The sequence below is a fragment of the Thermoleptolyngbya sichuanensis A183 genome (assembly GCF_013177315.1).
Lineage (GTDB): Bacteria > Cyanobacteriota > Cyanobacteriia > Elainellales > Elainellaceae > Thermoleptolyngbya > Thermoleptolyngbya sichuanensis.
Genome location: NZ_CP053661.1, coordinates 4,985,859 through 4,999,076, shown reverse-complemented (window position 1 = coordinate 4,999,076; position 13,218 = coordinate 4,985,859). Strand labels below are relative to the sequence as shown.

Below are 13,218 nucleotides of genomic sequence, written 5' to 3'. Positions count from 1 at the left end.
AAATCAGGTTTTAGAACCGTACCAAACCGTTCTTGTTGCAGCCTCAGTTCTACTTGGTTTCCGAGAATTCTGCATCGATCACGTCGTCGTCGCCGCTGCTAGAAGGCGTTCCCGCATCTCCACCCGGAGGCGTTGCGCCGCCGTCGCCACCATCGCCGCTCTGATAGAGGTTGCTGCTGAGGCTATAGAGGGCCTGTTGCAGCTCGCTCATCAGCGACTTGATGCTGTCCATGTTCTCCTGGGCGATCGCATTCCGCAGATCCTTTGCCAGTCCTTCCACCTTGGTTTTGTCGGCTTCAGGCACTTTGTCGCCTTGGTCAGTCAGCAGCTTTTCTGCCTGATAGGCTAGCGAGTCGGCCTGGTTCTTCAGTTCAATCTTTTCACGGCGCTCTTTGTCGGCGGCGGCGTTGCGCTCGGCCTCGTTCACCATCCGCTCCACTTCATCCTTGGGCAGGGTCGAAGCGCCCGTGATGCTGATGGACTGCTCTTTGCCCGTGCCCTTATCCTTGGCGCGGACGTTTAGAATGCCGTTGGCATCGATGTCGAAGGTCACTTCGATTTGCGGCACGCCACGGGGCGCGGGGGGAATGCCGTCCAGCCGGAAGGTTCCCAGGCTCTTGTTGTCCGAAGCCATTTCGCGCTCCCCTTGCAGGACGTGGATTTCCACATTGGTCTGCCCGTCAGCAGCCGTTGAAAACACTTCCGACTTTTTGGTGGGGATCGTCGTGTTGCGCGGGATAATCTTGGTCATCACGCCACCCAGCGTTTCCACACCCAGCGATAGGGGGGTCACGTCGAGCAGCAGAATGTCCTTCACTTCGCCGGCCAGCACGCCCGCCTGAATCGCAGCGCCCACAGCCACGACTTCATCCGGGTTCACTGTCTGGTTAGGTTCCTTGCCCAGCACGCGCTTCACCACTTCCTGCACCGCAGGAATCCGGGTGGAACCACCCACCAGTACCACTTCGTCGATATTGTCCTTCGACAGCTTCGAGTCGCGTAGGGCGGCTTCGACAGGTACGCGGCAGCGGTCGATTAGGTCGGCACAGAGTTCTTCAAACTTGGCGCGGGTCAGCGTTACGTCGAGGTGCTTCGGCCCGTCCTGAGTCGCGGTGATAAAGGGCAGGTTGATTTCGGCCTGGGTAACGCTGGACAGCTCGATCTTGGCTTTCTCAGCCGCTTCTGTTAGGCGTTGCAGAGCTTGTTTGTCTTTGCGGAGGTCGATGCCCTCGTTGCGCTTGAACTCTTCGGCCAAGTAATCCACGATCTTCTTGTCGAAGTCGTCGCCGCCTAGGTGAGTGTCGCCGGCGGTTGCCAGCACTTCAAACACGCCGTCGCCCACTTCCAGAATCGATACGTCAAACGTACCACCGCCCAGGTCAAACACCAGGATGGTTTCGTTGCTCTTTTTGTCCAAACCGTAGGCGAGAGAGGCGGCCGTCGGCTCGTTGATAATCCGCAGCACTTCCAGACCTGCGATCTTGCCTGCGTCCTTTGTGGCCTGCCGCTGGGAGTCGTTAAAGTAGGCGGGAACGGTGATCACCGCCTGGGTCACTTCTTCGCCTAGATACTTCGTGGCATCTTCTTTGAGCTTCCGCAGCACCAGCGCCGAGATTTCTTCAGGGGCAAACTGCTTGCCTTCGGCGGGGCAGTCGAGCTTGACGTTGCCGTTGACGTTTAGCACCTTGTAGGGCACTTCAGTCGTTTCATGGGTCACTTCGTCAAACTTGCGACCGATGAAGCGCTTCACCGAGTAAAACGTATTTTCGGGGTTAATCACGGCCTGCCGCTTCGCAATCTGCCCCACGCGACGTTCTTTGGTCTTGGGGTCAAACGCGACCACGGAGGGCGTTGTGCGGAACCCTTCTGCGTTCGCGATGACCGTGGGCTTGCCGCCTTCCATCACTGCCACGCAGGAGTTAGTGGTTCCCAGGTCAATTCCAACAACTTTTGCCATAGATAGTCTCCGGTTCAGATACAGTTCCAAGTCTTGATTAACCGATGTGTGCGATCGCCCTTCTACCCGTTTTCAAGCTCAATGCAAGCTGAGTCCTAAATGCGATCGCCCGGCCCAGCGGTCTGGGCGCTATTTGTGAACTACGTCTCACAAGTAACGTGTTTCACCAGTGACGTGTTTCACCAGTAACGCAGCGTTTGGGTTACGTACCCTCTCAAGCTGCACACTCTCTGAGGATAGAGTGCCTTCAGCCAGCTCTAGCCAAACCCGTGGGCGGCAGTGGTTCCCAATCTATATACTGCGTACCTTTTCCGAGTTCGATGAAGTCGTATTTCCCGAACCTGGGGTAGGGCGGTTGTGAATTCGCCACCGGTTTGCAGTCTGGGGAGCGATCGCCGCCTTGCGTGCAAACCTGCCTGACAACAGATGCACACTGATCAACCTCACGCTGAATCGATGCATCAATGCAGGCGGAAATTGCCTCTAGAGGGACGATTTCCTGCTCTGTTTGTTTGAGTCGAATGTTGTTGATGTTCCTAAGGGCTTGGTTATGCTGCATGTTTTTAGTGTAAAAAGCAGGCGCGATTAGGATTGACGGTGAACCGTAATCCGCTGGGGCGTGTTTACCGTCTGTCGCTGCCTCCTTTTGGGTTGCTGCTATGATTGGCTTAGAAACATTGGGTCGTCCCAATTCACCCCTGGGGCTGTAGCTCAGTTGGATAGAGCGATCGCCTCCTAAGCGATAGGTCGCGCGTTCGAGCCGCGCCAGTCCCGTTAGCCTCAAAAGCACTGGTAGTAAAGGGTTTAGCCGTTTTTGCGTAATTCCTGACAAAGCCTGAAGTGGCGCAGATGCGTTGGCAATTTCCGGTAATGTGGTCATAGTTTGGGTCATGGATAGCCACAGCTTTGCTGAAGCAGCGATTTTGTGGGCAGTGCAGCGGCGATCGCACTCACACAAATAGGAGTAACTGCAAAAACTGGCTCATCTGACTAACCTATGGCGACTTCCAAGATTGAATAGACGCATGACGCGGTAAGCCAGCGGCTTAAAGATGGGCGCGTCAAGGTGTCGGTAGAGCAGATAGGTGGGATGCTGGCACTGCGGGCCAAATTGCCGCCTAAACCTGGCAGCGATCGCCCCAAGCCCTACCGACAGCGCATATTCCTGAATTCGATGCTGTCACGATGGTGCGATTCTTTGACGGCGTGACCGGGCAGGCGACCGACACCAGCAAATTAGTGGCGATCGCCGATCTCGCCCTCAATACCGTTGCCAGCGCGATGGATCAGAAATTGCGGTCAAGCACAGAATTCGTTGCAGAAAACACTGAGCGAATTTTAGTTGCCAGCGCGATGGATCAGAAATTGCGGTCAAGACGCTGGGCATCGAGGGACAAGGCAGCCTGCGCGAGTGCTTCACCTTTATTCGCAGGCGTGGCTTCGTCGAAGACCATGTGCGACGGCTGAAAGATGAGGCGATCGCTCGGTGGGTGCAGCAGCAGCCCTTCCCCTGGATGGTAGAGGATTCCAGAGGCGACGCGCCTGCTAGTGTGGCTCACCCGCAAGACAGATCAGGGCAAGACCCCACCCACACCATCACGGGCTTTATCTCTTCATACCCTGGCTGCAAGGAGCTGAGAAACCAGCGTCGTAAGCGTTGCCACACTCTGCGCCTGCTGCTCCGCTAGGCGAATATGCCCCTCTAGCGCCCGGTTCTGGCTTTCCAGCGTAATCGCAATGCGGTCAAGTCTGTCGTCAATGGCGACGGTTCGCTGCTGGGTCTGGTCAACAAATGTGGCGATCGCCTCGGATAATCGATCTAGCTTGGCATTGAGCGACGCATCCCGCTGGGCGGCCTCTTCGGATAATCGATCCAGCTTGGCATTGAGCGACGCATCCCGCTGGGCGGCCTCTTCGGATAATCGATCCAGCTTGGCATTGAGCGATGCATCCCGCTGGGCGGCCTCTTCGGATAATCGATCCAGCTTGGCATTGAGCGACGCATCCCGCTGGGCGGCCTCTTCGGATAATCGATCCAGCTTGGCATTGAGCGATGCATCCCGCTGGGCGGCCTCTTCGGATAATCGATCCAGCTTGGCATTGAGCGACGCATCCCGCTGGGCGGCCTCTTCAGATAATCGATCCAGCTTGGCATTGAGCGATGCATCCCGCTGGGCGGCCTCTTCAGATAATCGATCCAGCTTGGCATTGAGCGATGCATCCCGTTGGGCGGCCTCTTCAGATAATCGATCCAGCTTGGCATTGAGCGATGCATCCCGTTGGGCGGCCTGTTGTCCATTAGTAACAATTAGCTCTGACAGATAGGCGATTTGCTGGGTCGAGGTTTCTAGCAACACTGCCACACGGTCGAGGCGTTCATCGATGGTCGGTTGATTCTCACTCATGACGCTATTCCGCTGCGAATAGTTGAATAATATTCCCACGGCGCAACTCATAGCGGGATTCTGAAAATTCGGGCAGCCACTTAACGGACTCGTCAAACGTCGTGTGGGGGATTGGAGCGCTGAATCATGGCGATTTCCTACTTGATTGAAGACCGACAGATTGAAGACCTACTAGAGTAACATTTCAGCCGGGATGCTCAGGTCTGGAAATGCCAGATCGAGTCTTGGCTCTGACCCATCCCTCAGCGTAGTGGGAGCCGCAGGGCACACCTGAGCGCGATTCCCGTAGGGATCGCTTCGCGAATCGCCCAATCGCTTTATCAGGACTGCCGCGCCATGTCCATGAGAATTTGTTGGGCACTTTGCACTGCGTCTGGGGATGCAGGATGGCGCTGGCGATAGCTACCGTCGGGCTGAAGCTCCCATGCCTGGCGGTTGTCGGCCAGCAAGATGCCGAGAATTTCCTGCAAATCTTTGGCGATCGCCCTATCGTCCACTGGCGTAACGGCCTCCACGCGCCGATCCAGGTTGCGCGGCATCCAGTCGGCACTGCCGATGTATACGTCCTCCGCGCCGTCATTGTGAAAATAAAAAATGCGGGAATGCTCCAAAAACCGGCCCACAATGCTGATGACCCGAATGCGATCGCTCACCCCTGCCAGCCCCGGCCGCAGACAGCAAATGCCCCGCACAATCAGGTCGATCTGCACACCCGCCTGCGACGCTTCGTATAGTGCCCCAATCAGCGGCGGATCGACCAGTGCATTCATCTTGGTGACAATCCGGGCATGGCGACCCGCACGGGCAATCTCGCGCTCTCGGTGAATCAGGTCAAGCAGGCGATCGCGCAAATTGGTCGGAGCCACCAGCAGCTTGCGATAGTTTTTTTGCCGCGAGTAGCCCGTCAGCGCGTTAAACAACTCCGTCACGTCTGCACCCAGATCCTCCCGACAGGTCAGCAAGCCCAGATCGGTGTAGAGCCGCGCCGTTTTGGGGTTGTAATTACCCGTGCCAATGTGGACATAGCGACGCAGGCGATCGCCCTCCTGCCGCACCACCAGCATCAGCTTGGTATGCGTTTTCAGCCCCACCAGCCCATAAACGACGTGAACCCCTACCTGCTCTAGCTTCCGCGCCCACTGAATATTATTCTCTTCGTCAAAGCGTGCCTTTAGCTCCACCAGCACCGCCACCTGCTTACCGTTCTCGGCGGCATCGATCAGCGCGTCCACAATCGGCGAATCGCCCGACGTGCGATAGAGCGTCATCTTAATCGTCAGCACGTCGGGATCTTGGGCTGCCCGCTGAAGAAACGCCTGCACCGACGACGAAAACGATTGAAACGGATGATGCACCAGCAAATCTTGCTTCCGGATCAGGGCAAAAAAATCCTCATCCGTGGAATATTCAGACTCCATCAGTCGGCGCAGTCGGGGATGGCTCACAGGCTTCCAGGGCGCATCCTTGAGATGGGGCAACGGCAGATCCACCAGCGCCATTAGGTCGCGCCCGCCCAACAGCCCCACCACCGGATACACATCTGCGTTGCTCAGCCCCATCTCCGCCATCAGCGTTTGGCGAATTTCATCCGGCATGGATTCGTGAACTTCTAGCCGCACCACAGACCCCGCAAACCGCCGCTTGCGAAGCTCCTGCTCGATTGCCTGGAGCAGGTCATCTGCTTCGTCCTCCTGCACTTCCAGGTCAGCATTGCGGGTCACCCGAAACACATGGCAGGCGACGACCTCCATGCCTGGAAACAGCTTGTCCAGATTGTGGGCAACGATTTGCTCGATTGGCACGCCCATCCAGACTGGCGTTTGCTTGCGCCGCTGCAACTCTAGCGGCAACAAGACGAATCGGGGCAGTGAACTGGGCACTTTGAGGCGGGCAAAATGGCTGGTTCCTTCGGGCGATCGCACCACCACCGCCAGATTCAAGCTGAGGTTAGAAATGTGCGGAAAGGGATGCCCCGGATCGACCGCCAGCGGCGTTAGCACGGGAAAAATCCGCTCTTCAAAATACTCCCGCAAATGGCGCTGCTGGGCCTGGTTGAGCGCTGCATAGTCCAGCAGGAAAACGCCGTGGCTCGCAAGCTGCGGCCGCAAGACCGACTGCACATGCTGGTGCTGCTTTGCGACTAGGGGCAAAAGCTTTTGGCAAATGGCTTCGAGCTGTTCCTGTGGCGTGCGACCATCGAGCGATCGCCGATCCACCTGTGCCTGCACCTGGCGCTTGATGCCCGCCACCCGCACCATAAAAAACTCATCCAGATTGCTGCTAAAAATCGCCGCAAACTTCAAGCGCTCCAGCAAGGGCGTGCGCTCGTCCATCGCCTCATGCAGCACCCGCGCATTAAACTCGATCCAGCTCAGTTCGCGGCTGAAGTAGTATTGCGGATCTGACCAGTTGGGTTGGGGCGGCTGGGTAGAAGACACGATAGGAGAATCGGGGGGCTAGAGCTAGGAAATCTGAAGCGAACGCTGAGCAGCCGATCATATCAGATCATTATCCCCCTATTCTCGAACTGAGGATACTCAAAACACCTCATCTTCGCGGCCGACCCACCATTCCCCAAGCTGCATCAGGTCGTGATGCACATCCGCCAACGCCCGGAGATACTCCTCGTTAGACAGGCTTGCTCGCTGCTCTTGCAATTTTTTGAGCCGCAGTTGTGCCAGGAGCCACGGCTGATGGAGGCGATCGCTCTCGGCCATGTAACGTGCCAAGTCTTCACTATTCATAGGAACTATCCACCAGAACTACCTATAGGAACTATCCACTGGAACTACCCACCGGCACTATTCATAGGAAACCGCTTACAAAGCAAGAGTGGATAAAGCGATTTTGCACTCTATCCACTCGCGGCAGCTTCATAACTTACAAAACTGAACCATGCGCTTTATCAAGCTAGAAAAAGCCTCAGAAAAAGCGCCAGCGTCAGCCAAAACCGGGTTGTACCTAGGCGGCAGCCAAGTTCTCAGCGACAAAATCCCAGTTCACCAGCTTATCCAAAAAGTTCTGGATAAAAGCAGGGCGGGCATTGCGGAAGTCGATGTAGTAGGCATGTTCCCACACATCAAGGGTCAGCAGCGCTTTTTGCCCATGTGCTAGGGGGTTTTCGGCGTTGGGAGTCTTGGTCACTTTCAGCGTGCCGTTGTCATCGATCAGCCAGGCCCAACCGCTGCCAAACTGGGTCGCAGCGGCGTTGGCAAAGGCTTCGCGAAACTTGTCGTAGCTGCCGAAAGAAGCGTCGATCTTGGCGGCCAGGTCACCCGTCGGCGCACCGCCGCCACCGGGCTTCAGGCTGTTCCAGAAGAAGGTGTGGTTCCAGACCTGAGCGGCGTTGTTGAACACGCCAGCTTTGGCAGAGTCGCCAAAAGTCGCCACGATGATTTCTTCCAGAGACTTGCCTGCCAGGGAAGAATCGCTCTCGATCGCCTTGTTCAGGTTATCGACGTAAGCTTTGTGATGCTTGCCGTAGTGATATTCAAACGTCTCAGCCTTCATGCCATAGGGTTCTAAAGCATCCATCGCAAAAGGCAGGGGCGGCTGTTCGATAGGCATAGTGTTCATCCTCTATTAACTGCGCTGTGTTCAGTTTGAGTCTAGAAGAGCTAGTTGCCCCTACGCATGATCCGCCAGACGTAGCTAGGGCGGAGCGCGTCCTCAAACTATTGATAGAATTTTATATCAAAAATTGGCCCGGCCGTGTCTTACACAGCACCGAACGCAGCCCGACTGCCGAGGCTTGGTTCAAGGCTGTGTTCAAGGCTGTGTTTTAGCTGCGCGGCTCGTTCTTGCACGATCGCCCATTCCCCATTTTTCACGGCCGCCTTGGGAAATAACTGCCCCGCCAGCCCAACGGCGATCGCCCCTGCCTCCAGCATGGTTCGCGCATTCTCCAGCGTGACCCCGCCCGTGGGCACTAGCGGAATCTCGCCCAGCGGTTCTCGCACGGCCCGCAAATAGTCTGCGCCGCCGACACACTGAATCGGGAACACCTTCACCGCCGCTGCGCCCGCCTGCCATGCGGTCATGATTTCCGTCGGCGTGAGGGCCCCCGCCACAAAGGGAATCTCGAGTTCGGCCGCCTGCTGAATCAGCGCCCGGTTTGTGTGCGGGCTAAACAAAAACTGGGCTCCGCTGGCGATCGCCGCACTCACCTGCTGGGGAGTAGTAATCGTGCCCGCGCCAATCAGACAGTCGGGCAAGCGCTGCCGCAGTTGATGCACCAGGGTTTCAGGGCGATCGCTGTTCCAGGTAACTTCGATCAGCCGCATTCCACCCGCCGCCACTGCCCGCGCCATGGCCTCGCCGGTCGCCAGGTTGGGCGCACGAATGACGGCGATCGCCCGCTCGGTTTGCAGCCAATGCAGCCATCGATCGTTGAAGGAAACCGCCTGAGAATGGGAAGAAATCACAGTTCACTTACCAGACTTTCTAGGAGCGCGGGTGACGGAGCAGACGGATTGCCATAAAATGAGAAGAATATGAAAAACATTGGTGACTGCCCGTGAGCCTGGTTTCCCCCGACTCGATTCTATCTTCACCCGTTTTGACCGCTGAGCGCCCAGTCCCCCCTTCGATTCAGCCGCTTGCTGCGTCGTCTGACGGGGCTGCCGACTCAACCCAGCCTGCGCCGACTGCTCAGCCGCTCCGTCTGCGAGACGAATTCGGCATTTTCTTCTCGACTTTTATCACGATTTTCCTGGCAGAAATTGGCGACAAAACCCAAATGACGGTGCTGCTTATGAGTGCCCAGTCCAAAGCGCCGTGGGTGGTGTTTTTGGGAGCGGGTTCAGCGCTAATCGCCACGAGTCTTTGTGGGGTGCTGCTGGGCAAGTGGCTCTCGACCCGCATTTCGCCCCGACTGCTCGACAAAGCAGCAGCCGTGTTGCTGCTGGTTGTGGCGGGAATGCTGGTGTGGGATGTAATTCAGGGATAGAGCAAAAATGGACTGGAATTTGCTGGGACTGGCGTTTGTCACGGTGTTTGTGTCGGAACTGGGGGACAAAAGCCAGCTTGCGGCGATCGCCCTCGGCAGCAGCGGCAAGTCTGTTCGGGCTGTGTTTTTGGGGACGGCAGTAGCGCTGGTGCTGGCCAGTTTTTTGGGCGTGATGCTGGGCGGCGGCGTGGCTCAGGTTGTGCCGACCCGCTGGATCAAGGCGATCGCCGCGATTGGGTTTGTCGTCATGGCTATGCGTCTGCTGCTGGGTGCGGCGGATGAGTTGCCAGACGAGCCGCTGGATGAGTCATTGGACGGTAACGAACCTGCCTAAACAAACCCACCTAGCGTCCCGCTTCCAGCCGCTCGCCCAAAAACCGCCGACCCACCGCGACCAGCAGCGCTGCACTCAGCCCTAGCTTAACCAGTTCCAAAACCCAGTAAATTCCGTGCATTTGCGCCATGCTGCCAGGAATGCTGGCTTCACTCGTCAGCCAGTTCAGCGGCATCGCTAGACCGCTCATCACGGGAGTCATCACGTAGGTCAATACAAAGGTCACGCCCAACAGGAGCCAGACCGCAGCGATTGCCCAGCCCGCAACTTTGTGCTGCCGCAAAAGCGAGAGAAGCCCCACGAAGGCGATCGCCACACACAACAGCCCCAGACGGTTGAAAACCCAGAACATGCTGTAGCCTGCGCTGGCAAAACCGGGCTGCGTCATCATGCCGCTGGCGTACATGGCAGGCATCACGACCAGATCCAGCAGCAGGCTGCCGCTGAGCCAAAACCCTACCGCCAGTAAAACCGCCGACTGCCAGACAGAGCGACCCGGCAGCAGATTAAATTTAGTAGAAGTCATCATGGGTATAAGACATTCTTAACTCTTACCTCCAGCCTATCGGATTCGGCTCAATCCAGTCATGAACAATCGTTTCGAGTCATAACTAGATTTGTCTGAATCGAGCTTCAACAAATCATTAATGAATTCTTGCTGACTTAACGTAAGTGATTACGCTGGTTCGCGCTATTCTCAGACTAGGAAAATTCAGTATATTCTCGGATAGTTCCTTGAATTTGGGTTGCTCAGTTCTGCTGGTTTTCCAGAGCGTTCAGGAAATTCTTGGTTTTAGTTTGTCTCATGTAGCCGTCTAGGGCGATCGCTCTCGATCCTACGGAGCAATTCTCTCAGCGCAGCTTGATCCCGCTTGGTGCGCTCGAAAGCACGGGTCGCTGATAAGCGTTGTAAGGCGCTAAGGCTTGACTAGCCAGGTTGGCCCAAGCTGACAGAGCTTTCCGGCACTCGCTTTCGTCCTTTTGCTTCAGGTCTTGGTGCTGTTTGTCAAATTTGGTGCTTCGCAGCATACGCGGACTCGAACAGTCTCAACGAATTCCCAACGAATATAGAAAAACCAGTCACCTGTATGAATAGTGCTTGCTTAACAGACTTTTATCGCGGTTGGATGATTGAGGTTGTGCCTCAGGGAATCGGTTATACCAGCGTTTGCTATTCCCCCTCTCGGCAGCGGATCGATGACGACGTAATCTACTCGCGCGACTTTCTGGCGCTAAACGCAGGCAAGGCACTGGTTGATCTTTATCTCGCCTGCCAGCAGTTTTCCGGTGTGCTGCGCGAACTGTACGAATCGGACAAGCTGGAGTACGAAGAGTGGCGATCGCTCAGCCAGTCCATTACTGATGCCATCGGCGTGTCTCGCTAAAGTATTCCCGGCCGTTCCTCGTGAAGAGTTTTGGGGAATTCTTTGGGGCGATCGCACCCGATGCTGCCCATTCCCGCTATCTGCCATCCCAAGGTTCCCGGCTCGTTCGCTATTGGATATAGTCCGGGTCAATGCCGAGGGCCCGCAGGCATTCGGCAAGTCGTTCTGCGCGGCGCTCTGCACGCTCAGCCCGCTGCTGGGCCTGTTCGGCCTGCTGCTGGGCCTGAAGTCGTAGCGTCTCTAGTTCTACAAACGTCAGAAAAGGCTGCCCATCTGGGCGGAAAATCTGCAAGCCCGACTCGCTGGGTTCAAACCGAATCTGCAAGCGCGGACTGACCCAGCCGTCCATCTCCTCGATCACGTCGAGCCGTCCAGCGGGCGATCGCGCTCCAAAAGTGCCGGAGTTGCCCAACCTGCGCCGAAATGTTCCGCTCAGGTGGCCAAGTGGCGTTTCATAATGCGTCCAAGGATTGCCATTCCCTGCTCAATTACCTCTGCATCAAAGGAAAAATTCAGCCGCATTGCCGGGTAGCCCTGCAAATTTGGGAAAAATGCAGAACCGGGTGTGACCAAAATGCCCTCGGACGCTGCCTCGCTGCATACCAACTGCATCGGCAGGCGATCTGGCAGCTTCACCCAGAGAAACAGCCCCCCAGTAGGCACTGTCCAGGAAGCCTCGGCAGGAAAGTATTGCTCCAATGCCTGCAGCATGACACCACGCCCCTGAAGATTGCGCGTACACAACTGCGCCAAATGGCGGCGATAGTAGCCCGTCGCCAAATACTCGCTGACAATCGCCTGCGAAGCCGTAGACACACACAGGTCATGCAGCATCTTGCGCTCTCGCAGCCGTCCATAGTCGTCCCCCGTCGCGACCAGATAGCCCACCCGCAGACCGGGCATCAGCGTTTTGGTAAACGTCCCTGCGTAAATCACAAAGTCGTCTTGATCCAGCGCCTTGATGGGGGGCGGCACGGGGTCAAAGTTCAGCCCTTCGTAGGCGTTGTCTTCCAGAATGCGGCAATCGTAGCGGCGGGCCAGATCGAGCAACTGCTGGCGATGGGCGAGGTCAGTGGTAATGCCCGTTGGGTTGTGCAGCGTGCTGATGGTATAAATCAGCCGGGGGCGATGGCTGTGGAGGTATTGCGCCAGCAGGTCGAGGTTCATGCCGTCGCGAGTCATGGGAATGCCGATCACCCGTGCACCAAGCTGCTGAAGAACCGCCAACGCGCCGTGAAAAGTCGGGCTTTCTACAATGACCCAGTCACCGGGCTGCACAATTTCCTGCATCACCAGCGACAGTCCCTGCATAGACCCATTGGTGACAATCAACTGGTCGGGCGAGGCATCTAGCCCCTTTTGCACCAGCAGTTGAGCAATTTGCTTTCGCAAGGGATATTGTCCCTGCGGCAGGTCATAGTTAAACAGCAGCGCCCCCATCTCCTTAAAGGCGCGACGAGCCACCCGCTGGAGAATGTCTGTGTCGTGGGGGTGGGGAAAGCCGGAACTGAAGACCGTCACGCCATCCTGATGCAGCGCTGACACAGAGGCCATGTAAATGTCGAAGTAAGACATTTCGCCCTGGTCAGGAATAATGACCTCCTGAGAGGGGGCAAAGCGGGACGGCGGAATCGGCGAGGTGACGGACGGTTCGCTAACGAAATAGCCAGAGCCAGGGCGGGCGTAGATCAGTCCGTCTGCTTCTAGCACGCTGTAGGCTTCGATAACCGTGAGCTTGTTGACCTGGGCTGCTTCGGCCAGGCTGCGGATGGAGGGCAGGCGATCGCCCGGTTGCAGCGTTCCCGACTGAATCAGGCGATGGATGCGCTGGCGAATTTGCAGGTAGACGGGCTGGGGCGATCGCCGATCGAGGGGAATTTTCACAGGCGCAGAGCGGCGCAAAACAACCGCTACGAAAGCACTATAGATGCACTATAGGCGATCGCCCCCGTTTTCACCCGGTACAGTTTGGCTCAAAACAGGTAGTACAGTTTCTAGTCTTCAATAACTGTACTAGTTAAAGTTTGAAAATCTGTACCTTATCAAATGGCTTTGAATTAGCGAAGCTTGGAACTGTGAACCCCTTTCCCTCCTCCAAGCCGTATGAATGTTTCTGAAGTTTCTCCCACTTCCTCATCCCAGGCTCCTTCGGTCAGCGCCGCATCTCATCTCGAAAACCCGAATCATTC

General features: G+C 56.6%; 13 protein-coding genes and 1 tRNA gene. 4 read left to right on the top strand and 10 right to left on the bottom strand.

Annotation, left to right across the window (positions count from 1 at the left end):
- Nucleotides 1-49: 49 nt before the first annotated feature.
- Entirely contained in the window at nucleotides 50-1,957 is a 1,908-nt protein-coding gene (gene dnaK, locus HPC62_RS20695; protein ID WP_172358320.1) for a molecular chaperone DnaK, read from the bottom strand.
- A gap of 700 nt (nucleotides 1,958-2,657) precedes the next feature.
- Between dnaK and HPC62_RS20690 the strand changes: the two genes are divergently transcribed.
- Nucleotides 2,658-2,731, top strand: a tRNA-Arg gene (locus tag HPC62_RS20690).
- Nucleotides 2,732-3,315: 584 nt separating this feature from the next.
- Here the strand turns inward: HPC62_RS20690 and HPC62_RS20685 are convergent.
- From HPC62_RS20685 to HPC62_RS20660, 6 genes are all read right to left on the bottom strand, one after another.
- A complete protein-coding gene (locus tag HPC62_RS20685) occupies nucleotides 3,316-3,516 on the bottom strand; it encodes a hypothetical protein (RefSeq protein ID WP_172358319.1) in 201 nt (66 codons plus the stop codon).
- 54 nt (nucleotides 3,517-3,570) lie between these two features.
- Complete coding sequence (locus HPC62_RS20680) at nucleotides 3,571-4,362, bottom strand: coiled-coil domain-containing protein (RefSeq protein ID WP_172358318.1); 792 nt, start codon at nucleotides 4,360-4,362, stop codon at nucleotides 3,571-3,573.
- 320 nt (nucleotides 4,363-4,682) lie between these two features.
- On the bottom strand, nucleotides 4,683-6,800 hold the full coding sequence (gene ppk1, locus HPC62_RS20675; RefSeq protein ID WP_225910580.1) for a polyphosphate kinase 1: 2,118 nt from the start codon (nucleotides 6,798-6,800) through the stop codon (nucleotides 4,683-4,685).
- A gap of 99 nt (nucleotides 6,801-6,899) precedes the next feature.
- Nucleotides 6,900-7,106, bottom strand: coding sequence for a hypothetical protein (locus tag HPC62_RS20670; RefSeq protein ID WP_172358317.1), 207 nt, complete (start codon nucleotides 7,104-7,106; stop codon nucleotides 6,900-6,902).
- 217 nt (nucleotides 7,107-7,323) lie between these two features.
- Nucleotides 7,324-7,929, bottom strand: coding sequence for a superoxide dismutase [Fe] (locus HPC62_RS20665; protein WP_172358316.1), 606 nt, complete (start codon nucleotides 7,927-7,929; stop codon nucleotides 7,324-7,326).
- Between the two features lie 149 nt (nucleotides 7,930-8,078).
- Nucleotides 8,079-8,786, bottom strand: coding sequence for a bifunctional 4-hydroxy-2-oxoglutarate aldolase/2-dehydro-3-deoxy-phosphogluconate aldolase (locus HPC62_RS20660; protein WP_225906812.1), 708 nt, complete (start codon nucleotides 8,784-8,786; stop codon nucleotides 8,079-8,081).
- A gap of 92 nt (nucleotides 8,787-8,878) precedes the next feature.
- Between HPC62_RS20660 and HPC62_RS20655 the strand changes: the two genes are divergently transcribed.
- On the top strand, nucleotides 8,879-9,310 hold the full coding sequence (locus tag HPC62_RS20655; protein WP_225906813.1) for a TMEM165/GDT1 family protein: 432 nt from the start codon (nucleotides 8,879-8,881) through the stop codon (nucleotides 9,308-9,310).
- A 7-nt stretch (nucleotides 9,311-9,317) separates the two neighbouring features.
- Complete coding sequence (locus HPC62_RS20650; protein WP_172358315.1) at nucleotides 9,318-9,644, top strand: TMEM165/GDT1 family protein; 327 nt, start codon at nucleotides 9,318-9,320, stop codon at nucleotides 9,642-9,644.
- A gap of 10 nt (nucleotides 9,645-9,654) precedes the next feature.
- Here HPC62_RS20650 and HPC62_RS20645 read toward each other — a convergent pair whose 3' ends face one another.
- Nucleotides 9,655-10,173 (bottom strand): hypothetical protein, encoded by a 519-nt coding sequence (locus tag HPC62_RS20645; RefSeq protein WP_205371066.1) that lies wholly within the window; start codon nucleotides 10,171-10,173, stop codon nucleotides 9,655-9,657.
- Between the two features lie 610 nt (nucleotides 10,174-10,783).
- On the opposite strand from HPC62_RS20645, the gene HPC62_RS20640 reads away from it, so the two are divergent.
- Nucleotides 10,784-11,029: a hypothetical protein gene (locus tag HPC62_RS20640; protein ID WP_172358314.1), complete on the top strand. Its 246-nt coding sequence runs from the start codon at nucleotides 10,784-10,786 to the stop codon at nucleotides 11,027-11,029.
- Nucleotides 11,030-11,138: 109 nt separating this feature from the next.
- On the opposite strand, the gene HPC62_RS20635 is transcribed toward HPC62_RS20640, so the two are convergent.
- Nucleotides 11,139-11,441, bottom strand: coding sequence for a hypothetical protein (locus HPC62_RS20635; RefSeq protein ID WP_172358313.1), 303 nt, complete (start codon nucleotides 11,439-11,441; stop codon nucleotides 11,139-11,141).
- 20 nt (nucleotides 11,442-11,461) lie between these two features.
- Nucleotides 11,462-12,913: an aminotransferase-like domain-containing protein gene (locus HPC62_RS20630; RefSeq protein WP_172358312.1), complete on the bottom strand. Its 1,452-nt coding sequence runs from the start codon at nucleotides 12,911-12,913 to the stop codon at nucleotides 11,462-11,464.
- Between the last annotated feature and the right edge of the window lie 305 nt (nucleotides 12,914-13,218).